This window comes from Dechloromonas aromatica RCB, assembly GCF_000012425.1.
This window is the reverse complement of sequence record NC_007298.1, coordinates 1,628,394-1,650,184: the sequence shown is the minus strand read 5'-3', so window position 1 is coordinate 1,650,184 and position 21,791 is coordinate 1,628,394. Positions and strand designations below refer to the sequence as shown.

Genomic DNA, 21,791 nt, shown 5'->3' with positions numbered 1-21,791 from the left:
CATAGGAAAAAGCACTTGCCTTTGCAAGCGTTATTTGTGCTTCAGGAATTGTATTGACGAATGAAGGCCAGGACTTCGTCGGCCGGTACCGGTCGACTGAAAAGGAAGCCTTGCACCATGTCGCAGCCGCGACTGCGCAGGTAGTCAAGCTGAGCCTGGGTTTCCACCCCCTCCGCCACCACCTTCAACTCAAGACTATGGGCCAGGCCAATCGTCGCATCGCAAATGACACAACCGTCGATCTCTTCGCCAATCTGTTCGACAAACGAACGATCCAGCTTGAGATGGTTGATCGGAAACATGCGCAAATAACTCAAGGACGAATAGCCAGTGCCGAAGTCGTCAATCGCCACGCTAACCCCCATGGCATTCAGGAGGTCAAGAATCCTTACCGTCTCGGTTGGCTGCTCCATGGCTACCGATTCGGTAATCTCGAAGATGAGGTTGCGGGGATCAATATCGTAAGCCTCGATTACCCCACGAGCCAATAGCGGCAGGTTGCCATTGCGCATCTGAATGGCCGAAATATTGACCCCCATCTTGATACCGGAAATGCCCGCTGCGGCAAAGTCAGCCAGCTGTCGGCAAGCCGCCCAGAGTACCCATTCACCCAGAGGTTGGATCAGACCGGTCTCTTCGGCAATTCCGATGAATTTACCGGGCAGCAACAGGCCTTTCTCCGGATGATTCCAACGGATCAACGCCTCCAGGCTGGCGACGCGATTGCTAGCCAGATCAATGACCGGTTGGTAATAAAGGCAAAACTCCTGATTGGCCAGCGCCCGACGCAAGGCATGCTCAGTATTAAGACGCTCCAGTGCCGCCTCGTTCATCTTCGCGTCAAAGAACTGAAAGTTGTTCCGGCCAGCCATCTTGGCGTGATACATCGCCGCATCGGCATTCTTCATCAGGATATCGCCGTCCTCACCGTCGGTCGGGTAGATGGCAATGCCGATACTGGGCGTCGAATAAAGATCGTACCCCCCGATCTGATAGGACTGACCAACGCTGAACACCAGTTTTTCAGCAACCATGGCAACCGCGCTGGTGTGCTCGACACCGGACAGCATGATCACGAATTCATCACCACCAACGCGAGCCACCACGTCGCTGTCCCGCACGCCATCTCGCAGACGATTTGCCACTTCGATCAGCAACTCGTCCCCGACGTGATGCCCCAGCGTATCGTTGATTACCTTGAAACGATCCAGGTCGACGAACAGGACGGCCACCCGCGAACCGTCGCGTCGTGCGGCAGCCAGCGCCTGATCCAGACGCCCCTTGAGACTCAGACGGTTAAGCAAGCCGGTCAGCACATCATGGTGCGCCATATGGTGCAGGCGCTCTTCCGCGGCACGCTCCGACGAGACATCAGTAAAGTGCGCGACATGGTAGCGGATCATCCCGTCTTCGCCCCGGATAACGGATATCGACATCCACTTCGGATAAATTCCGCCATCCTTGCGCCTATCCCAGATTTCCCCCTGCCAGAAACCTCGTTCGGCAATCCCATTCCACATCCGCTCATACTCTTCGGGCATCGTGCGCCCGGCTGACAGGAAGCTCGGATCGCGCCCCACAGCCTCTTCGGAGGTATAGCCGGTCAGGCGGGTAAATGCCGGATTGACGGTAAGTATCTTGTTTTTGACATCGGTAATCAGGATCGCCTCGCCGCTATACTGGACTGCGCTGGCGAGCAATTGCATCTGCGCCAGCATCTCCTGCTGGGCAGTCACTTCCTGCGAGGTACCAATGACCCGCAACGGTGTTCCATCCCTGCCGTATTCGGTTTCGCAGGATTCCAGCACATATTTGACCCGGCCATCCGGCATCAGCAATCGATGTTTCAGCGAAGCAGGCTGCCGCGAGGCGATGGATTCATGAAGCGTTTTATCCACGACCGAGCGATCTTCGGGATGGATCTTCGCTAGAAAATCCTGATACTGATAGCCGGTTTCGCGTTTGGTAAATTCGAAAATCCGGTAGAGCTCGTCCGAACACGTCACGTGCATCGAGGGCAGATGGATTTCCCAGCTACCCAGTTGGGCAATACGCTGGGCTGCAGTCAGGCGCTCCTCTTTCAACAACAACTGTTGAGAAACCAGTTGCTCACGCCGCTGTGAGCGGTACAGGCCAACCACGACAGCGATCAGGCAGACAAACATGCTGCATCCCAGCAAGGCGACAAAGATCACGCGCTGACGCAGGGTGGCCATGACTTCAGCCTCGGATAGCGCAGCCGCGGCATAAAAGGGATAGCGCTCCAGGGCGCGATAGCCATAAATCCGCCGGATGCCATCCGACTCCGAAACGAACTCAAGAACACCACTGCGTTCCCCCGCTTGAAGTCTTTGCACAATCGGGTGGGATGCACTAAGGGGTAGATTTGCCTCCTTGGCTAGCGGCGGATGCCTGACCACCACCGTCTGCTCGTCGCTGCGCCGGATGACCAACACCTCCGCAGCACTGAGGCGAACCGCCTTGAACAGTTCTTCAAAATAACCAAGTTCGATCGCTGCACTGACTACCCCAAGAAAACGGCCGTCAGCGGCACGAACAGCCCTGGCGGCGACGATCGTCGACCGCCCGGTGATGCGCGAGGTAATCACCTCGGAGAAAATTATTCCAGTTCCGGACTGTTGCTTGGGTATCTGGAAATACGATCGATCAGCCAAACTGGCGTAGTCACCTCCACCCGAACGGTAAATGACATCCCCGTTCACATCGATAATCCTGAAACCCGCAACTTCAGGAAAGGCATGCTGGTAACGCTCCAACTGCTCTTCGATGGGCGTGCGGTATCGTTGCACTGCCCCTGATGAAAAGGATTCGGCAGGAAAGCGCTCCGCCATGTCTTCCAGCGTCACATCGACACGACGCAAGGTCGAATCGAAGCGAGCCTCAAGGAGTTCTGCCTGGCTGCTCGCCACCGACCGGGCCTCGCTCCAGACATCCTGATAGGCCGACCACAAAACATAGGCGAGCAGGACGCAGCCACCGCCCACCAGAGCAAGCAGGGCAAACCACAATCGGTGCCCGTAGCGGGCATTCTGCTTAGGCATTGTCTCCACTCATCAACGCTTCTAATTGGATTGTCAGCACATTCTGATCAGCCGGTGACTGAAATGCAATCGGTCTCAGGTAGCGATAACGGGTTTATTTGTTGATATATCAGAAAACGGCAGGTCACGTCGGTATTGCTTTTGTATTCGCGCAACTGCCGTACGGTTTCACTTTCGACTTTCCAGTCGCTCAACTGCACCGACTCCGGGAAGCGTGAATCGCCATCGAAAGCCCGCTCGATCCGCGTCAGGTAGAAGCGATGACAATAACGCCAGGCAGCGGCATAAACCGAAGCGCCACCAATGACGAATACCGGCTTGCCAGTCGCCAGCGCCCGATGCAGCCCCTCCTCGACTGAAGCAACGCGGGAGCACCCCGGGCGCACCACAAGATCGGCCTGGCGGCTGACCACAAAAGAATCCTCCGGCACCACATCCATCGACTCATAGGTCAGCCGACCAATCACCAGGGCAGCCCCCGCCACCGTCTTCTCGAAATAGGCGAGTTCCTCCGGAATATCCCAAGGCAGCCAGCCAGCCAAGCCGAGCATGCCATTGCTGGCCACGGCACCGATGGCCGAGATCAGCGTTTCGTCTTTTGCCATTGCTCGCGCGTCAAGGAAAGCGAAATGGCCGGCGTACCCTGACCGTTATAAACATGCGGTTTATGCATGGAGACAAAGGCAGAACTGACGATAGACATACCGAAAATGGCATCCATCACTTCCAGTATGCTCGATTCAAGACACTCGCAATGGGCATTGGCTTCCAGCTTGCGAATGGCCAGAAAAATCACCTCATAATCGACCACCTGACGAATATCGTGCGGATCTGCCACCGCATCCATCGGCGCCCAGGCATCAGCATGAACGAGCACGGCCTGAGGTCCGTGTTTCTCAAGAGGATTGCACCCAGTACGCAATTGAATGGTGGCATCAACGGACGCACACCAATGATCTGCTAGCAAATACGAACTCCTTTCCTGTTTTTCCAAGGAAACGCCGAATAAATTGATCAGCGCTCCCAAATATTTTGAACACGATTACACCAGGAGCATGATCACCCGGGCAAAAAAAAAGCGCCTACGCGCCCATCGAACAACAATAAATATATAACCAAAGCTCAGGCAGTCACATTCACCAAGGTTCCGGTCGACTGCCCCAACGAATTAAGCACCGGCACCAGGCTTGCCGAAGTAGCAGATATCGCCGAGGTATTGGTGGTGCTTTCCGCCTTAAGCACCGAACTTATCTGCTCGTGCAAATCGCTCAGTCCCGCCTGCACCTTGGCCATCGAGGCTCGCTCTACCAAACCCCGCTTCGCTTGCGTAGCCTCGCCCTCGGCCTGGTTCGATTCGACCTTCAGCGAACGGGCATTTTCCTGCGCACGGTCAGCCACCCCTTGCGCCTCGCGAGCCCGCTGTTGCAAGGCATTGGCGCGCTGCTCAGCCTGATCTGCACTACGCTGGGCTTGTTGCTGCTGAATCTGCCCCCACAGCGCACCTGCAACCGATTGACCACTGGACAATGACGCTACCGCCATTTTATTTCCGACCTGTCGTTAAACGGAGGCCACCGCGTCTCAGGCAACCACGTTGATCAGGGTACCAGTTGGCTGTCCTTGGGCATTCACCACCGGACGCTGCGGCTCTTCCTTGCGCTCTACACCTTCCTCGGGACGAGGTTCACGCTTTTCGGCCTGACGGGCCTGAGCTGCCTGCTGAGACTGTTGCGTCTGACTGGCCTGAGCACCGGTATTGGCATAGGCACTGACACCGGAAGTCACTGATTGAATAGCCATATTGTCACCTCTGTAAACAAATACTCCTGCTCAAACTCTACACCATTCCACAAAATATTCCAGAAATATCCGTTGCGCCCGAATCAACAGAAACAGCAAACACGACTTATTACACGCCGATTTATTGTTTTCATCACTTGCCTGGCAACATCTTTTCGGAAAAGCCGGCGGCCATCATGACATCAGGGAATAAAAGGCAATTGAAGACCTGCCGTACTGGTTGCCCCCCCTGTAGCCGAAGCACAAAGCTCACGAAAACTGCGGGCCGCTGCACTTTCATAACGCTGCCGATGCCGGGCAAAATAAAAACGCCGGCCCAGGGAAAACTGTGGCGTCTCGATCTCGACCAAACTGCCGCGACGAAAGGCCTCGCGTAATGCCAGTCGGGAAAGGCAGCTAATACCCAATCCGGATTCGACAGAACGCTTGATCGCTTCGGTATGCTCCAACTCCAGACGCAATTTGACATGTCCCAGATGACAGCCAATTTCGCGATCGAATTGGCTCCGTGTTCCGGAGCCGCGTTCACGCAGTATCCATAGCTGCCGAGCCAGAATTTCATTATCGACTGGCCCGTGACCAGCCAACTCATGGCCGGGAGCGCAAAAGACAACCAGCTCATCATCCATCCAGGGCTCGATCAAAAGATCCGGATGACTGACCTCCCCTTCGATCAAGCCCACATCGCACTCATAGCGCAATAATCGCTCGACGATGGCATCGGTATTGGCAACATGCAAGGCGACCGGGGCTTCAGGATGCAGGTGCATATAATCGGCGATGATCAGCGTCGCCAGATAATTGCCGATGGTCATGGTGGCACCGACACTGACCGGCCCGAGCTTTCCGCCGGACAGGTAGGCTTCGACATCCCGGGCTTGCGAAAGAAGACTCTCGACCAGCGGCAGCAAGCCCTGGCCGGTGGCGTTGAGGCGCAGGGACTTGCCAATCCGGTCGAACAGCGGGCAATCGTAAGCCTTCTCCAGCTCGACCAGGGCATTGCTCGCGGCTGATTGCGACATGGCCAGACGGTCGGCGGCACGGGATACGTTCTCCGTCTTGGCAATGAGCGCAAAAATCTCCAATTGGCGCAGTGTTAATCTCATATCCACATTATAGGTAAGCGATATATAAATTACACGATTCCATAAATTAGCAAGGCATCCTAGCATGCAGACATTGCCAACCAGAACGCCACGACCATGAGCAACTTTGCTACCGAAAAAGTCCTCTCCGTTCATCACTGGAACGACAACCTGTTCACCTTCCGGACAACGCGCGACCCCGGCTTGCGCTTCAATAATGGTCAGTTTGTAATGATCGGTCTCGAAGTAAATGGTCGCCCCCTGATGCGGGCGTACAGCGTCGCCAGCGCCAACTACGAAGAGCACCTGGAGTTCTTCAGCATCAAGGTCCAGGATGGCCCGCTGACCTCCCGCCTGCAGCACCTCAAGCCTGGCGATCCGCTATTGATCAGCAAGAAGCCGACGGGCACCCTTGTGCTGCGTGACTTGAAGCCAGGCAAGCGCTTGTTCATGTTTGCGACTGGCACCGGGCTGGCGCCGTTCATGAGCCTGATCCACGACCCGGAAACCTACGAGCGCTTTGAGAAGGTCATTCTCATTCACGGCGTACGCTGGACCAACGAACTCGCTTATCACGACTATATCGAAGAGGACTTGAAGGAACACGAGTATCTGGGAGAACTGCTTCGCGAAAAGCTGATCTACTACCCAACGGTAACTCGTGAGCCGTTCCGCAATGAAGGGCGACAGACCGACCTGATCCTCTCTGGAAAACTGTTCGAGGACATTGGCGAAGCGCCGCTTGATCCAGCCACCGACCGCGGCATGATCTGCGGCAGCCCGGCCATGCTGAAAGAAATATCCAGCATGCTCGACGGTTTCGGCTTCGAGATATCGCCCCACATCGGCGTTGCCGGTGACTATGTGATCGAACGGGCATTTGTCGAACAGTAACCGGGAAACACTGCCCACCGAAAAACGCCATCCAGCCAACGGCTCAGTCAAACTGGCACGTGATTTGCATATAATTTAGCGTGTTCGTTCATAGGCATCGGGGTGATCAAAATGCTAGAGCCTGAAATGCTTGTCGTACTGAGTTGTGGCGCGGTTCTTCCCTATCTTGGCGAAGCGCTATGGGACTGGATTGGGAGAAAAATCAGGCACCTATAAAGTGCGCGAACACCAGTTTCATGCACCAATACTAGCTGTGCCGTTTCTCCACATTTTCTGTGGATAACTCTGTGGACTGGCCGTTGGCAGTCTTGAGAAGACCTGCCAGGCCAAGGACTTAGCAGTCACGCTCAAAAATCAGGCGCCTTCCTTCCGCGCCTGACTCGCCTCTATTCGCTATTGGCACCTGGTCACGAAAACTTCTTCTCGTGAGCCTTTATTGCTTTCATGCGTGCCAGGAACAAGCGAAGTTTCACGGCATCAGAAAGCGCCTGATCCTTGTCCTCATCATTCTGGTCCATTTTCTTGGCGACTTTGGGTCGGCCAAAGGACGCCTGGAGATCAAGGTCGTCCGCATCGCCATCGGTATCCTCGTCATTGACGGAATAGCGCAGCGATGGATCGGCTGACTTTGGCGTTTCGATCAGCAAGGCAATCTGGTGGCGCTCTGTTCTGGTGAGCAAGGATTTGGGGAGGGACTTTTTCTGAGCCACATTCCTGACCAAACGCTTTTCCGGACGGGGGGCTAACTCCCTGACCAGTTCGACGGCCATGGAATGGCTCGAAATCGGGGTCACCGTCACGCCACTATCCGCCCCTGTAACCTGAGCGGACACTTCTGCCAATTGATTCTCCGCGGTGGCGGATTCCGAGGCGTTACCCCCCATGGAAGAGAGAGCAAGCACTGCGGCGACGACGATCCAACGCACTTCGATTTCCTCTAAACAATAAACCTGACACTTAACTAACGCGCCAGTCGCCATTAGGTTGTCATGGCCGTCTTAATTTTTTCAATCTGCGCTCGCTGTTACACGAACGCCACATACCGAGGGTCAACGAAACGCCAAGACCTCCGTTACTTGAGCATAGACGCACTTTTAATGGAGTCCAAAATGTTCGTAAACCAAACCGAATCCACTTCGTTCATCCACTCGCTGAAACGCGCCGGCATTTCGATCAGCAACGAACAAGCAGTGATCGAACGCCTCGCTGAAGCCCGTGAATGGCACTACGCCTTCAGCACGCTCGTCAAGCAAGGACAGCGAATTGGCATCTGGTTTGCCGCCACCGCCAAGACCAGCTCAAACCAGTTGAGGCGTTTGTTTGCCCAATACCATTTCTCGGGAAATGCCGAAGCCGCCTTTGAGGCGAGCCTGCAGCGATAATCGGAACGCGCCGTTTCCACAACGGAACAAGCCTGCCAACATGGTAATGGCAGGCGCCCTGAACGCACCTTGGCATGAAAATCTTCAATGGCACGATTCGTCCACACCATAAAACGCCACGGTTAATTAAGAACACCTTGCCCCTCGTATCCCGCACGACGGGTGAAATCGTCTCCATCACTCGATATCCTGCCGATGCTATGGCATTCTGTTGGTGAGTCTTGCAAACAACACCACCAATAAGAGAGAAAAATCGAAATGCGACGTAGCAAGTTGCTTAAATGGATGTTTGGATTGCTGGCCAGCCTGCTGCTAGTCAACGTTAATGCCGCACCGCTCAAGCTTCTAGGACTGGATGACATGTCGTGCCAGGCCTGGAACGCTTCAAAGCAGGAAGCTGATCAACGCCATGCCTATCTGGCTTGGGCTCGCGGCTTTTTGAGCGGGCACAATTACGCGAATCAGCGCCAGCAGGTGACAGACGTTTCCAATGGAACCATCGAGGGTTACGCGAACCGCTTCTGTCGGGAAAACGCTAAATTATCCTTTGCTGACGCCATCTACCGCATGAGCGATGAATTCTCCGGGCGAGGCGCTCCGATCACCAAATAGGCGCCGAGATAGCCAACTCGGGAAGCAATGCGCAAAACCTTATTTTGCTGCAGTGCACAATTTTTGCCGCGCAGTGCTCTATACTGCGCACCGAACACACCGAATCCAACATCTTTCAGGAAACAAACATGTCCCTCAATACCGAACAATTCGCCACCGCCAACAAGGCCACCGTCGACTCCCTGCTGGCTGTCGCCAACACCGCCCTGGCCTCGGCTGAGCGTATCGCCGCCCTGAATCTGGACACCGCCCGCGCTGCGCTGGAAGACACCGTTTCCGGCGTACAGTCCGTGATGGCCGCCAAGGATCCGCAAGCTGCCCTCGCCGCCCAGTCTTCGCTGGCCCAACCGGCTATCGAAAAGGCTGTCGCCTACTCCCGCACCGTTTATGAAATCACCACCCAGACCCAGCAGGAATTGGCCAAGATGGTCGAAGCCCAGTTTGGTGGCCTTCAGAAATCCATGGCCGGCATGATGGCCATGGCCGCCAAGTCTGCCCCGGCTGGTTCCGAAGGTGCCGTTACCGCGATCCAGAGCGCCATCGCCGCTGCCAACTCGGCTTTCGGCAACATGAACAGCGTGACCAAGCAGTTCGCCGATGCGGCCCAGGCCAACATCGCCGCGATGACCAAGGGCCGCTAAACCCGGCCGGTTGTTGCGAGACCAGAGGCCCTGCCAAATCCGCAGGGCCTTTTCACTGGGTTACACACAAGCCATCGACTCGAATGGAGAAGAACTCAATGCCAGACAAAGACGCTGACTTGAACGCCGACCGCATGCTGGAAGCCGCACTCGGCGGCATGACGCCGCACGAGGCACTGATTCAGGCATCGCTTGCTGACACAGCAGACACCGAGGGACGCGCGGCGGCTGCAGCCAAAAACCGCGAACGCGCCCTGAAATTGCTGGAAGCCATCGAGAAATCGATGGGTTGATCAGGCTTGTGCCGGATGCCGGAAAACAGATGATTTCCGGTACCTGGCACATACGATGGGTGCGCCCCGTGCTGCAAACTCGCGGCACAACACTTCAAGGCATTGCTCGATGCGCAGCCCCCTCACCTAGGATCACGATCAAAGAGTGAGCGGCGATCCGCGATCAATGCGTAAAATTACGCCCGATCAGCTCCACGTGAGCCACCATTCCCCCTTTGATAAGAGTTTTCGGTCAATACGATACTGCTTGCAGCACCTGAAGCGGCGTTGCATCGACCGGAGCCGAGCCGACAATGACAGCAATACACCTTCCCCGCATCCCGAAACCAGATGTCTGCCAGCCAACAGGTTCGGCCGAGTTGGCCATGCTGGATGTCTACATGCCGATGATGAAGTCTTCGGCCATCATCTCGGCCGGGCGCCTGGGTCTGTTTGAGGCATTGGCCAACGGTCCGCTATCGGTAGCGCAACTGGCCGAGAAAATTCAGTCCAGCCTGAAGGGTACGGCGGCCCTGGCCGATTTCCTGATTGCCCTGGGCTATCTGGAAAAACAGGATCAGCGCCTGGCTAATACGGCCAGTACCCAGCGTTGGTTCACCAGTCTTGGGCAGGTCGATTACACCCCCGGCCTGTTGTGGACGCACGAGGCCTGGCCAATGATGGGCGGACTGGCTGAAGCGGTACGCAGCGGCCATCCGGAGAAAACGCTTTGGGATGCGATGATCGAACAATCCCATCTCGGGGAACTGTTTTCTTCCTACATGGCCGCGTTTGCCTCGGACCTCGGTCCCGACCTGCTCAGGCATGTGCCTGTGTTGCCCGAACAGCACCGCTTGCTTGACCTGGGCGGGTCACACGGCTTGCATGCCATCCGTTTTTGCCAGCGCTATCCGCAGCTCAATGCGGTGATCGTCGATCTGCCCAGCGCCTTGACTGAAACCGGCGCGACCATCGAGAACGAACAGCTTTCCGACCGTATCCGCCTGAGCCCTGGCGACTTGCAGGCCCAGGATTGGGGGAATGAACACGATCTGGTGTTTTACCTCTCGGTCGCCCATAACCATACGGCAGAAGAGAATCGCCAGGTCATCCAGCGGATCGGCGAAACGCTGAGCCAGGGGGGTTTGCTGGTCATTCATGAATATCTGGCTGAAAACCCGCTGGATGCGCTTGATGCGGCATTTCGCCTGACCCTGCTGGTGGAAACCGGCACCCAGACCTATCACTACGAAGATTATTGCCAATGGCTAACGGCGGCCGGATTTGAGTCCATCGACCGTATTGATCTCAATCCACGCGAAAAAGGCTCGTTGATCCTGGCTCGGCGCTAGCATTGGCGGCGGGGTTTTAAACCCGCCGGCTGGCTCGGCACCGAGCTTTGAAAAAGCATGTTGATAGGCAACTTCTGGCCTGAAACGCTGGCCAGCCTTGCCCCGCCCCTTACGCAGCAAGTTCCCGCTTGCGCAGTGTCCAGCGGCAGGCACCAGCCGAGATGGCAAGGGCAACGATGACCAGCGCCGCTGCGACGGCGAAAGTGATCCGCATTCCGGTGGCAACGGCTTCCGGGGGGGCCGTTGTGATGTCGGTCGCCGCGGAAGCAATTGAGAACACCGCCCCCATGAGCGATGCGCCGGTGATCAGCCCCAGATTGCGCGACAGGTTGAGCATGCCGGAAATGGTGCCCCGCTGCTCCGGGCTGACATCGCTCATGACTGTGGTGTTATTGGCCGTCTGGAACAGCGCATAGCTGGATGTGAGGATGACGAGCGGAGCGAGGTAGCCGGGGATGCCGACCATCGTCGGCAGCAGGGATAGCGTGCCGGCGCCGGCGGCCATGCCGAGCAGCCCGATGCGGGTGATGCGTTGGGCGCCAAACCGGTCGGCAAGGCGCCCGGCGGGCACTGCGGTCAGCGCAGCCACCAGCGGGCCAACCGACATGACGAACCCGACCAGTGCCGCATCAAGCCCAAGCCCCCGTGCCAGATAAAACGGCCCAACCACCAGCGTCGCCATCATTACCGTCGAAACCAACAGGCTCATGACGAGGCTGGCACTCAGGTCCAGATTGCGGAACATCGCCAACCGGAGCAAAGGGGAGTTGACTCGCGCCTCGGCGAAAACGAAAGAGCCAATGCCAGCCGCAGCGAGCATCAACAAGCTCATGTTGAGCTGGCCGAAACGACCGCGCCCCAGCGTCATGGCCAGCGCATACGCCGCCAGCGTCAGCGCAAGCAGCAAGGTACCGATAGCGTCGAAGCCAACCCGGTCAACATTCGGCCCCTTTCTATCGCCAGGCAGGTAGCGCCAGACAAGAAGCAGCGCCAGGATACCCAGCGGCACATTGACGAAGAAGATTGCCCGCCAACCCAATCCAGCGATCAGGACACCGCCGAGCGACGGGCCGAGCGCGGTGCCAATTGCCGACATCGTCCCGAGCAGCCCGATGGCGCTGCCGGTCTTGGCCTTGGGGACCGTTTCACCGACAAACGCCATGGTGAGGGCCATCATGACCGCTGCGCCAAGCCCCTGGAGCGCCCGGGCGACAATCAGCAGCCACAGCGTCGGCGCGATGCCGCACAGACCCGAGGCCAGCGTAAACAGAAAGATTCCGGCCAACAGCAAGCGCCGGCGGCCGGTGATGTCACCCAGCCGGCCAACACTGACAATCAGGGTGGTAATGGCGAGAAGATAAGCCAGGACGATCCATTGGGCTTCCTGGAAGGTGGCATTGAACGCCTCAGCCAGATTCGGCAAAGCCACATTGGCGATGCTGGTACCGAGCGACGCTAGCAACACGGGGAGCGACAGACTGGCGAGCCTCCAGCGCAGCGAAGATGCCGCCTCGTCTTTTCCTGAAATGATTGCCTTCACGATGAACTCCTTTTAAGGGCAGCGCCCTGTATCGGACTATCTGAATCGTAGTGCCGGCTTTAGCATGGCGGAAGGCGCAGCATTTGCACTTTATTGCTGCGTTTGACGCCATATATCGATCAAACACTGCTATGGTTGAAGCATGTCGAGACCCGATCTGAACTTGCTGGTCACCCTTGATGTGCTGCTCGCAGAGGGCAGCGTTGCGCGCGCCGCCCGACGCTTGCGGCTCAGCCCGTCGGCGATGAGCCGGGCGCTGGCGCGATTGCGCGAGACAACGGGCGACCCGTTGCTGGTCCGTGCCGGACGCGGTCTCGTCCCGACGCCCCGCGCCATCGAACTACGCGAGCGAGTCGGTCAGCTCGTGCAGGATGGAGAAGCCGTCTTGCGCCCGGCCGAAAGGCTCGATCTGAAACAACTGGTCAGGACATTTACGCTGCGCACCAGCGAAGGTTTTGTCGAGACCTTCGGACCCGAGCTGATCGCCCGGATCAGCGAGGAAGCGCCCGGTGTGCGCCTGTGCTTTGTGCAGAAACCCGACAAAGACAGCACCCCGCTGCGCGATGGACTCGTCGATCTGGAAACCGGCGTTGTCGGCAAGACGACAGCGCCAGAACTACGGGTCCAGACATTGTTCCGCGACCGTTTCGTTGGCGTCGTGCGCCTGGGGCACCCGTTGAGCCGGGTTGAAATCACCCCTTCCCGCTATGCGGCCGGCCGCCACATCTACGTCTCGCGGCGGGGACTGGGCAAGGGCGCGATTGATGAAGCGCTGAAAGCATTCGGACTGGAACGGCAGATCGTCACCATCGTCGGTGGCTTTTCCACCGCGCTGGCGCTGGCTCGGGCCACTGACCTGATCGCCAGCGTTCCCGAACGACACACCGGAAACCTGCGCAGCGGAATGCATAGCTTCCCGCTTCCCGTCGCCATGCCGGAGATCACGGTATCCCTGCTCTGGCACCCAAGGCTGGATGCCGACCCAGCCCATCGCTGGCTGCGCGCTCATGTCAGGGATGTTTGCGCGGCGCTCCGCTGAAGGCGGGGATTTGCAATGAACGGAAGGGATCGCTTAGGCGAGATACCAGCGCCGCGTAAGCGGATATAGCGACAGATGACCGCTAATCGATAAGCCCGCCGGCTCAAGTCGGCCACAACCAGCCGCCCATCTTTTCTCCACAGCGGACATTCATGCGTCGTCTCCGCTCCAAAACCTGCCTAATGACTTGCTTAAATGCTCGGAAAGCCTCGTCAATCTAGGAATCGAGTTCGGTTTCTGCGGCAAAGTGAGCTAACGCCTCCAGCGCCAAGAACTGGCCTACTTAAAAGTTACTTGATTTAATGAGACGGTCGGTCTAATATAAAAAACATGGAAACTCAGCTTTCAACTCCCCGTAGGCGTGGCCGACCACCCAAACCCAGAGAGTATTTGGTTGAAACACGTGATTTGTTGCTGCGCGCCGGCTTGGAAGTTCTGACCGAGAAAGGTTTCTCGGCCACAGGCATTGACGAAATCTTGCACCGTGTCAGCGTTCCGAAAGGGTCTTTCTATCATTACTTTGAAAGCAAAGAGGCATTCGGTGCAGCGTTAATTGCGCAATATGCTCATTTTTTTGCTCGCAAGATTGACCATTATCTCAGCGACAAAACCATCTCTCCGCTCGCGCGTTTACGCGCTTTCGTAGCCGGAGCTCAAGCCGGCATGGCTCGTCACGATTTTCGGCGCGGCTGCCTCATCGGAAATCTGGGTCAGGAAATGGGCTCCCTCCCAGAAAGCTTCCGCAGGCAGTTGCAAGCGGTTTTCGACGATTGGCAGTCAAGATTTGCGCGTTGCCTGATGGCAGCTCAAGAAGCTGGCGAGCTTTCACGGCAAGCCGATTGTGAACAACTCGCTGCTTTTTTCTGGATTGGCTGGGAGGGTGCGGTGCTGAGGGCGAAGTTGGAACAAAGCGCAGAGCCGCTTGAAGTTTTTGCACGAGGTTTTTTTGCTGGGTTACCCCCCGGCTAATTTTTTTGCCTTTTACTAGACGTTCGGTCTAAATTACCAAGGAGACTCACATGTTCAAAGGGATTTTGATTGAGAAGGACGAATCCGGTTACCGCGCTGGACTCCGGGACATTGACGAATCAAAACTGCCGGAAGGCGATGTGACCGTTCGCGTCAGCCATTCGACACTGAATTACAAGGATGGCCTGGCAATCACCGGTAAAGGCCCCGTTGTCCGTAAATTCCCTATGGTTCCCGGCATTGACTTGGTTGGTACCGTTGAAGACTCGTCGCATCCAGGATACAAACCCGGTGATGCGGTACTGCTCAATGGCTGGGGCGTCGGCGAAGGCCATTGGGGAGGCCTGGCCCAAAAAGCGCGGTTAAATGGGAATTGGCTGGTCCCCCTGCCTGCCAGTTTTACGCCGCAGCAAGCCATGTCTATCGGTACCGCTGGCTATACGGCAATGCTGTGCGTTCTGGCACTTGAACGGCACGGTGTCATGCCGTCAGCAGGTGAAATTCTGGTCACCGGTGCGGCAGGTGGCGTCGGCAGTGTCGCCACGGCCGTGCTGACCAAACTTGGCTACACGGTGGTTGCTGTGAGCGGTCGGCCAGAGGAAGCAGACTATCTGAAAGGCTTGGGCGCCAAAGAAGTGCTCGACCGCGCGCAATTCTCGTCGCCTGGCAAGCCCTTGGGTAAAGAGCGCTGGGCCGGTGCGGTCGATGTCGTGGGTAGCCATACCTTGGCCAATGTTTGCGCCACGACCAAATACCGTGGTGTTGTTACCGCTTGCGGCTTGGCGGGCGGTATGGATTTTCCGTCGTCGGTCGCCCCTTTCATTCTGCGCGGCGTGACGCTGGCGGGCATCGACAGCGTCATGTGCCCAACGCCTGACCGCCTTGAGGCATGGCGACGTTTGGGTTCTGACCTGGACATCGAGAAGCTGGGCGTTATCAGCCGCGAAATCGGTCTTAGCGAGGTTATGCCATTTGCCACCAAATTGCTGAATGGTGAAGTTAAAGGGCGTGTTGTTGTTGATGTAAATCGCTAACACTTGTGCAGCTACAGAAAGCCTCGCAGGAACTATGCGGGGCTTTCTGAAAGCTATTGTTGCGCGCTATTGGCATTGCCGGGTGACGGCTCCGCACCGTTTCCTGACATCACAGATTTAGCTCACCGAACGTCGGCTGTGGGCACGGAAGCGACCGTCGCCTACCTGAGTTGATCGCCGTAAAGCGGTCACTGATATTCCACTTCCCGAAAGCGGCACTTCCCCAGAGGCAGTAGCGTGCCCAAAGAGATCAGTCAGACTTTGCTTTCCCTACGATGGCTTCGATGCTTGACGGGGTTAATGCGGCATTCCCGCGCAGCCGTTCAACCAGCACATCGACCAGCGCACGGACCTTCGCAGAAGCCAGCCTTCCTTCGAGATGGATGATGTGGATCGGCAGCGCTGGCGGCTCGTATTCGGGGAATAGCCGGATGAGTTGTCCGGACGCCAGATGGGCGGCAACTTGGTAGGACATCAGGCGCGTAATACCAAAACCCATCAACGCTGCCTCGATGGCCGCTGCGTTGTTGGTGACGGTCAGGCGTGGCTGGACCTTGACGCTGATTGGCTGCTTGCCATTGCCCAAGCGCCACTCCGAACTCGGCGATATGGGGCTGGCCGCAATGATCGATTGTCCAGCCAGGTCTCGCGGTTCTTTTAGCTCCACATGCCGGGTGAGGTAGTCAGGTGAAGCGCAAATAACGCGCCTGACTGAGCCGACTGGAATGGCGCGCATGGTCGAGTCAGGCAATTCGCCAATGCGAATGCCGACATCTATACCTTCTTCCAGTAAATTGACGACGCGGTCGAGAAATACTGCGTTGACAGAAACTTCCGGGTAGCGTGTCAGGAACTCCACAATGCCTGGCATGACATGCATGCCGCCAAACAGGACCGGTGCTGTAACCGTGAGTTGCCCGCGTGGCGCCGCATGCACCCCGGCGGCCGCCTCGTCGGCCTCGTCCGCCTCCGCCAGGATACGCCGGGAGCTTTCCAGGTAACGCTGGCCGGCATCGGTGGCCCGGACGAAGCGTGTCGTCCGCGTCAGCAACTTGATGCCGAGGTGCTCTTCCAGCGCGGCAATGGTTCGCGTAACGGCGGGCGGTGACATGTTCAGGCGACGCGCCGCCGCGGCGAAGCTTTCTTCTTCGGCCACAGCGACGAAAACGCCCATTGAATGAAGTCGGTCCATTTCATTATTCCGATTTTTAAAACAATTAATTGTATTTAATGGATATTCTTCTATTTAATGGATGCGAGCAAGATGCGTTTCATCCGCTGCGTAATCCACGCCGCGATTTAACCCAGGAGAGCTTCCATGTCGCGCCTCACCATTCCCCAAACCGACCAAACCCCGTCCGCTTCCTTGCCTTTGCTCGAAGCCGTCAATCGGCAACTGGGTGTCGTACCCAACCTGATGAAATTGGTCGGCAACAGTCCGGCGGCACTCGAAGGCTACCTGAGCCTGAATGGAGCACTGGGCAAAGGCACCATCGGCACCAAGACCAGCGAACGGATCGCCCTTGCGGTAGCGGAATTGAACGGTTGCGGCTATTGCCTGTCGGCCCATAGCTATCTCGGCAGCAATCTGGCCAAGCTTGATGCATCGGAACTCGACGCCAATCGTCATGGCGGCTCGAATGATCCCAAGGCTGCTGCTGCCCTTCGCTTTGCCGCGCAGATTGTCGGGACGCGAGGACATGTCGCGGACGCAGATCTGGTTTCAGTAAAGGCCGCCGGCTACAGCGAGGCCGAGATCATCGAAATCGTTCTACTGGTTGCCCTCAACACCCTGACTAACTATGTCAATAACGTAGCTCAGACCGATATCGACTTCCCGGTAGTCAAACCTTTCAAATAGCCGATTCAGCTTTGAGGAGCGGATAGTCATGACCGAAGGACGCAGAATCGCCAGTGATGTCGCCTTCACGCCCGGCGTCAAGGCCATCCAATCCCGCAAGGGGTCGCGTGACGCCTATGCCCGAATGGAAAGCCAGGGAGGCTTGGCAACGGCGATTACCGAAGAACTTGCCGCGTTCATTGCAGGGCAGACAAGTGTTTTTCTCGCCACGGCCAACGCCCAAGGCCAGCCCTACATCCAGCATCGCGGCGGACCAGCGGGCTTCTTGCATGTCCTTGATGAGCACACGATCGGCTTCGCCGACTTCAACGGCAACCGGCAGTACATCAGCATCGGCAATCTAGCCGAGAATCCCAGAGCACATTTGTTTCTGATCGACTACACGACGCGGCAACGCATCAAACTGTGGGGAACCGCTCACGTGGTTGAGGGCGACAAGGAGCTGATCGCGAGCCTGATGCCGGCCAACTACCGGGCAAAAAGCGAGCAGGCCATGCTCTTTAGCGTGGAAGCCTGGGATGCCAATTGCCCGCAACACATACCGCAACGACTGGAAGCCAGCGACGTGGCCAAGGCGCTACAAAGCCGGGATCAGAAGATTGCTGAACTCGAAGCAGAAATCCGGCGACTGAAAGCCATTCAATAAGGAAGTCATGATGGAAACCAAACCACCCTTGCCGCCATTTACCGCTGAAACCGCCACCCAGAAGGTACGACTGGCGGAAGATGCCTGGAACAGCCGCGACCCGGACCGAGTCGTGCTGGTCTATACCGAAGATACGCGCTGGCGGAACCGGACGGAATTCCCGGTCGGTCGCGAGCAGGTCCGGCAATTCCTGATGCGCAAGTGGGAAAAGGAAAAGGACTATCGCCTGATCAAGGGGCTATGGGCCTACACCGGCAATCGCATCGCGGTGCGCTTCGCCTATGAGTTCCGGGACGACGCGGGGCAATGGTTTCGCGCCTATGGCAACGAGAATTGGGAATTCAACGAGTCCGGCTTCATGATGAGCAGATTCGCCAGCATCAACGATCTGCCGATTGATGCATCAGAACGAAAATTCTTCTGGCCGCTCGGGCGTCGTCCGGATGACCACCCTTCGCTGAGTGCGTTTGATTTGTAAAGTCACCAGCGCAAACGGGTATTGCCCTGCCAGGCGCCAATCACGGCTGGAACAAGCATTCCCAGCAGGTACCAGAAGCCGATGAACGGGGCACCCATTTCCGGGCAATGCAGGCAATAGACGCTTGCCGCGATCGCGCCGGACAAAAGCCCTGCCGCAAATCCGGCAGTTCTTGGTCGGGTCGGCGCCATATCCTGCATGACTCTGAATATGGCCAGATAAACCGGCAGCGAAAGAAGCGCGATCAATAGCGGGCAAACTGTCCATGTGTCGCCGAAGAAAAGTCGTGAGCGCTCACCCGGGTCGGCGTTGATCAATGAGTAGGCAGCAATAGTCCAAATGGTCAGCACGGGTAAAACCAGGAACAACGTAATGCCATCAAGGCTTGCGCCGGGTCGCGAAAGGCGCAGCACAGCGAACAGGCTGGCCCCGGCAAGGCAGGCAACAAACCCGATCTTTACCCAAAACATCGGGAGCAACAGTGCTTGCTGAAGGTCACTACGAAGCTGCAATAGCACCATCATCATCAATCCGGCAGCAATGGCCCCCAGGCAGCCGGCCATGACGTAACGGGTTCCGGTTCGGGGACCGCCCACGCTACTGTCGCCTGTTGCCAGCATGGAAATGAGATCGTCAGTTTTCACAAAATGCCTCTGATCTTTAGTGCGAGTGCTTTCAAGCCACGATGAACGCCAACCTTGATTGCTGACTCCGACATGCCGGTGAGGTCGGCTGTTTCCTTCACCGACAATCCTTCCAGTTTGGTGTGCACAATGGGTAGTCGTTGCTGCTCGGGAAGGTCGGCCAGTAACTTGTTCAAGTCACGGCGAGCCTCTGCGGCCTCGGTGTCCGAGCTTGAAAAGACTTCCATCGCCTCATCCAGCGGATCGTTAAGGGTCTCATGCACAGCGCGCCGACGCAGCAGGTCAACCAGCTTGTAGCGGGCGATAGCCTGCACCCAGGCCGACAATGGCTGGCCGGGTTCATAAGTGTGCCGCTGGTTGTGTACGGCAAGGAGTGCTTCTTGCACCAAGTCTTCCACCTCATCAGGCAATTGGATCAAACGTCTGCGCAGGAACGCCCGCAGATGGGCGCTCAGCTCGGTCAAGAACACTTGATAGGCGGCATTCTCACCGGCCAAGCCGCGCATCAGCAAGGTCTTGAGACGATCCTCCTTCGCCCGAAAACCCTCTTCTCTATTAGTTCGTTGCATTGATGCCTTTGGTTACACCGGCAGAAGGAAATACAAGGCCAGGTTCAGGAGAAAACAAATTTTGCCTGAGCTTGTAACCAATCGCCAGCTAAGCCCGAATTACCTTTCAGAGCGCAGATTAATTCTTCACGAAGCGAAAGGATGGACATCTTGGCAAATGGCAACGGACTCATACACCCGCTCTGGGTGCGCCTCACGCACTGGGTCAATGCGCTCGCAGTCATTGTCTTGGCGATGAGCGGCTGGCGAATTTACGATGCCTCGCCTTTCCTGGGCTTTGCCATTCCCGGCCATCTGACACTGGGTGGCTGGCTGGGTGGCGCGATTCAATGGCATTTCGCCGCCATGTGGCTCCTGATGGCGAACGGGATCATTTATCTGGCCAGCAATATCGTCAGCCAGCGCCTGTTTCACAAATTCCTCCCGCTCTCGCCGCGCGCCTTGTTTGCTGATATCGCGGCTGCCCTCAAGGGAAAACTGTCACATGCCGACCTCAGTCATTACAACGCTGTCCAGCGTACTGCCTATCTTTTTGTAATGCTCGATTCCATTTTGCTGGTGCTGTCCGGTCTGGTCCTCTGGAAGTCGGTGCAGTTTCCGCTTCTTCGGGAACTGCTCGGCGGCTATGAATCGGCGCGCCGGGTGCACTTCTTCGCGATGGGCGGAATGGTAGCTTTCGCCGGGATTCATCTGATCATGGTGGCGCTGGTGCCACGCACGCTGCTCGCCATGCTTCGCGGTCGATAGAGGAAAACGATGATGATCAAAAAACCTGCACAACTGTTCTCCACCAACGGTGAAGCCCTGATCAAGAATGCCTTGAAGGATCTCGGACGCCACATCGAGCAACCGACGCGCCGAGCCTTTCTGCAACGCTCCTTGAGCCTGGGTGGTTTATCTCTGCTCAGCGGGTGTGCGGTGGTTGATGAAGAAAGCGTCGAGAAAGCGTTGATGAAAGTTTCACGCTTCAACGACAAGGCGCAGGCATGGCTATTCGATCCCAACCGATTAGCGCCGACCTATCCCGAATCGATGATTACTCGCCCCTTTCCATTCAATGCCTACTACGGCGAAGACGAGATTCGGGAAGTAGCCGAAGAATCCTATCGTCTGGAGGTTTCAGGGATGGTGGCCGACAAACGCACCTGGACACTCGCCGAGTTGCGTGCCATGCCGCAGATGGCTCAGGTCACCCGCCATATTTGCGTCGAGGGCTGGAGTGCGATCGGAAAATGGGGGGGCGTCCCATTTGCCAGCTTCCTGCGCCGGGTCGGCGCCGACACGACCGCGAAATATGTCGGATTCAAATGTGCTGACGATTACTACACCAGCGTTGACATGCCGACGGCGCTACATCCTCAGACGCTGCTGACGCTGACCTACGACGATCAGCCATTGCCGCCACGTTATGGCTTCCCGATGAAACTGCGCATGCCGACCAAGCTCGGCTACAAGAACCCAAAACACATCCAAGCCATTTTTGTCACCAACACCTACCCCGGGGGCTACTGGGAAGACCAGGGGTACAACTGGTTCGGTGGCAGTTGAGCAATCGCGCCCAACAGCCCTGAATACCCGGCGATTTCGCCACTTGCTTACTAACCACAACGGAGTTCACCATGAAAAAGATTACTTCTACCATTTTCGCTGCCTGTCTAATGCTTGCCGGTAGTAACGCATTTGCTGATGAGATGATGAAAAAAGATGCCGGCGACGGGATGGCCAAGGACGGAATGAAGAAGGAAACCATGGCCAAGGATCACATGGCCAAAGACACCATGAAGAAAGACAGCATGGGCAAAGAGCAGATGAAAAAGGATGCGATGAAGAAAGACCCTATGGCAAAGGACACCATGGGCAAGGACGAAATGAAGAAGTAAGCCATTAATTCCCGGCGTTGGCTTGAAGGCA

Annotated in this window: 26 protein-coding genes; 15 read left to right on the top strand and 11 right to left on the bottom strand. The window is 56.8% G+C overall.

Translation table 11 applies throughout. From position 1 onward, the window contains the following. Nucleotides 1–41: 41 nt before the first annotated feature. The 6 genes from DARO_RS21635 to DARO_RS07935 form a co-directional block, all read right to left on the bottom strand. Entirely contained in the window at nucleotides 42–3,062 is a 3,021-nt protein-coding gene (locus tag DARO_RS21635) for an EAL domain-containing protein (RefSeq protein WP_011287300.1), read from the bottom strand. A 47-nt stretch (nucleotides 3,063–3,109) separates the two neighbouring features. Continuing rightward, the gene (locus tag DARO_RS07955) at nucleotides 3,110–3,667 is read right to left on the bottom strand and encodes a dihydrofolate reductase (protein WP_011287299.1); all 558 of its coding nucleotides are present in this window, start codon (nucleotides 3,665–3,667) and stop codon (nucleotides 3,110–3,112) included. Further along, nucleotides 3,646–4,056: a dihydroneopterin aldolase gene (locus DARO_RS07950; RefSeq protein ID WP_198134119.1), complete on the bottom strand. Its 411-nt coding sequence runs from the start codon at nucleotides 4,054–4,056 to the stop codon at nucleotides 3,646–3,648. The genes DARO_RS07955 and DARO_RS07950 overlap by 22 nt, the downstream gene beginning before the upstream one ends. A 128-nt stretch (nucleotides 4,057–4,184) precedes the next feature. Continuing rightward, entirely contained in the window at nucleotides 4,185–4,604 is a 420-nt protein-coding gene (locus tag DARO_RS07945) for a hypothetical protein (protein WP_011287297.1), read from the bottom strand. Between the two features lie 39 nt (nucleotides 4,605–4,643). Beyond that, on the bottom strand, nucleotides 4,644–4,862 hold the full coding sequence (locus DARO_RS07940; RefSeq protein ID WP_011287296.1) for a hypothetical protein: 219 nt from the start codon (nucleotides 4,860–4,862) through the stop codon (nucleotides 4,644–4,646). A 182-nt stretch (nucleotides 4,863–5,044) separates the two neighbouring features. Further along, on the bottom strand, nucleotides 5,045–5,968 hold the full coding sequence (locus tag DARO_RS07935; RefSeq protein ID WP_011287295.1) for a LysR substrate-binding domain-containing protein: 924 nt from the start codon (nucleotides 5,966–5,968) through the stop codon (nucleotides 5,045–5,047). Nucleotides 5,969–6,064: 96 nt separating this feature from the next. On the opposite strand from DARO_RS07935, the gene DARO_RS07930 reads away from it, so the two are divergent. Next, complete coding sequence (locus DARO_RS07930) at nucleotides 6,065–6,841, top strand: ferredoxin--NADP reductase (RefSeq protein ID WP_011287294.1); 777 nt, start codon at nucleotides 6,065–6,067, stop codon at nucleotides 6,839–6,841. 407 nt (nucleotides 6,842–7,248) lie between these two features. Here DARO_RS07930 and DARO_RS07925 read toward each other — a convergent pair whose 3' ends face one another. Then, the gene (locus DARO_RS07925) at nucleotides 7,249–7,821 is read right to left on the bottom strand and encodes a hypothetical protein (protein WP_011287293.1); all 573 of its coding nucleotides are present in this window, start codon (nucleotides 7,819–7,821) and stop codon (nucleotides 7,249–7,251) included. A 129-nt stretch (nucleotides 7,822–7,950) separates the two neighbouring features. Here DARO_RS07925 and DARO_RS07920 point away from each other — a divergent pair, with 129 nt between their 5' ends. The 5 genes from DARO_RS07920 (at nucleotide 7,951) to DARO_RS07900 (ending at nucleotide 11,100) form a co-directional block, all read left to right on the top strand. Next, nucleotides 7,951–8,223 (top strand): hypothetical protein, encoded by a 273-nt coding sequence (locus DARO_RS07920; protein ID WP_041224284.1) that lies wholly within the window; start codon nucleotides 7,951–7,953, stop codon nucleotides 8,221–8,223. Nucleotides 8,224–8,481: 258 nt separating this feature from the next. After that, a complete protein-coding gene (locus DARO_RS07915) occupies nucleotides 8,482–8,835 on the top strand; it encodes a hypothetical protein (RefSeq protein ID WP_011287291.1) in 354 nt (117 codons plus the stop codon). A 128-nt stretch (nucleotides 8,836–8,963) separates the two neighbouring features. Further along, entirely contained in the window at nucleotides 8,964–9,476 is a 513-nt protein-coding gene (locus DARO_RS07910) for a phasin family protein (RefSeq protein ID WP_011287290.1), read from the top strand. 98 nt (nucleotides 9,477–9,574) lie between these two features. Further along, nucleotides 9,575–9,769: a hypothetical protein gene (locus DARO_RS07905; protein ID WP_011287289.1), complete on the top strand. Its 195-nt coding sequence runs from the start codon at nucleotides 9,575–9,577 to the stop codon at nucleotides 9,767–9,769. A 293-nt stretch (nucleotides 9,770–10,062) separates the two neighbouring features. Next, entirely contained in the window at nucleotides 10,063–11,100 is a 1,038-nt protein-coding gene (locus DARO_RS07900) for a methyltransferase (protein WP_011287288.1), read from the top strand. Nucleotides 11,101–11,209: 109 nt separating this feature from the next. Here DARO_RS07900 and DARO_RS07895 read toward each other — a convergent pair whose 3' ends face one another. After that, nucleotides 11,210–12,640, bottom strand: coding sequence for an MFS transporter (locus tag DARO_RS07895; RefSeq protein ID WP_011287287.1), 1,431 nt, complete (start codon nucleotides 12,638–12,640; stop codon nucleotides 11,210–11,212). A gap of 142 nt (nucleotides 12,641–12,782) precedes the next feature. Between DARO_RS07895 and DARO_RS07890 the strand changes: the two genes are divergently transcribed. From DARO_RS07890 to acuI, 3 genes are all read left to right on the top strand, one after another. Continuing rightward, nucleotides 12,783–13,679, top strand: coding sequence for a LysR family transcriptional regulator (locus tag DARO_RS07890; RefSeq protein ID WP_011287286.1), 897 nt, complete (start codon nucleotides 12,783–12,785; stop codon nucleotides 13,677–13,679). 330 nt (nucleotides 13,680–14,009) lie between these two features. Then, the gene (acuR, locus tag DARO_RS07885) at nucleotides 14,010–14,648 is read left to right on the top strand and encodes an acrylate utilization transcriptional regulator AcuR (RefSeq protein WP_011287285.1); all 639 of its coding nucleotides are present in this window, start codon (nucleotides 14,010–14,012) and stop codon (nucleotides 14,646–14,648) included. 50 nt (nucleotides 14,649–14,698) lie between these two features. Continuing rightward, on the top strand, nucleotides 14,699–15,682 hold the full coding sequence (gene acuI, locus DARO_RS07880) for an acrylyl-CoA reductase (NADPH) (RefSeq protein WP_011287284.1): 984 nt from the start codon (nucleotides 14,699–14,701) through the stop codon (nucleotides 15,680–15,682). 250 nt (nucleotides 15,683–15,932) lie between these two features. Here the strand turns inward: acuI and DARO_RS07875 are convergent, their stop codons facing one another. Continuing rightward, nucleotides 15,933–16,874: a LysR family transcriptional regulator gene (locus DARO_RS07875; protein WP_011287283.1), complete on the bottom strand. Its 942-nt coding sequence runs from the start codon at nucleotides 16,872–16,874 to the stop codon at nucleotides 15,933–15,935. 126 nt (nucleotides 16,875–17,000) lie between these two features. Between DARO_RS07875 and DARO_RS07870 the strand changes: the two genes are divergently transcribed. From DARO_RS07870 to DARO_RS07860, 3 genes are read left to right on the top strand one after another with little or no spacing between them, the layout of a single operon-like run. After that, nucleotides 17,001–17,543, top strand: coding sequence for a carboxymuconolactone decarboxylase family protein (locus DARO_RS07870; protein ID WP_011287282.1), 543 nt, complete (start codon nucleotides 17,001–17,003; stop codon nucleotides 17,541–17,543). A 28-nt stretch (nucleotides 17,544–17,571) separates the two neighbouring features. Continuing rightward, on the top strand, nucleotides 17,572–18,189 hold the full coding sequence (locus DARO_RS07865; protein WP_011287281.1) for a pyridoxamine 5'-phosphate oxidase family protein: 618 nt from the start codon (nucleotides 17,572–17,574) through the stop codon (nucleotides 18,187–18,189). A gap of 10 nt (nucleotides 18,190–18,199) precedes the next feature. After that, a complete protein-coding gene (locus DARO_RS07860; protein WP_041224282.1) occupies nucleotides 18,200–18,667 on the top strand; it encodes a nuclear transport factor 2 family protein in 468 nt (155 codons plus the stop codon). A 2-nt stretch (nucleotides 18,668–18,669) separates the two neighbouring features. On the opposite strand, the gene DARO_RS07855 is transcribed toward DARO_RS07860, so the two are convergent. Continuing rightward, nucleotides 18,670–19,287: an NrsF family protein gene (locus DARO_RS07855; protein ID WP_011287279.1), complete on the bottom strand. Its 618-nt coding sequence runs from the start codon at nucleotides 19,285–19,287 to the stop codon at nucleotides 18,670–18,672. Between the two features lie 20 nt (nucleotides 19,288–19,307). Next, entirely contained in the window at nucleotides 19,308–19,880 is a 573-nt protein-coding gene (locus tag DARO_RS07850) for a sigma-70 family RNA polymerase sigma factor (RefSeq protein WP_011287278.1), read from the bottom strand. Between the two features lie 186 nt (nucleotides 19,881–20,066). On the opposite strand from DARO_RS07850, the gene DARO_RS07845 reads away from it, so the two are divergent. The 3 genes from DARO_RS07845 (at nucleotide 20,067) to DARO_RS07835 (ending at nucleotide 21,760) form a co-directional block, all read left to right on the top strand. Further along, entirely contained in the window at nucleotides 20,067–20,627 is a 561-nt protein-coding gene (locus DARO_RS07845; RefSeq protein ID WP_497463042.1) for a cytochrome b/b6 domain-containing protein, read from the top strand. Between the two features lie 12 nt (nucleotides 20,628–20,639). Continuing rightward, complete coding sequence (locus DARO_RS07840) at nucleotides 20,640–21,428, top strand: molybdopterin-binding protein (protein WP_198134118.1); 789 nt, start codon at nucleotides 20,640–20,642, stop codon at nucleotides 21,426–21,428. A gap of 71 nt (nucleotides 21,429–21,499) precedes the next feature. Further along, entirely contained in the window at nucleotides 21,500–21,760 is a 261-nt protein-coding gene (locus DARO_RS07835) for a pentapeptide MXKDX repeat protein (protein WP_011287275.1), read from the top strand. The last annotated feature ends 31 nt before the right edge of the window (nucleotides 21,761–21,791 follow it).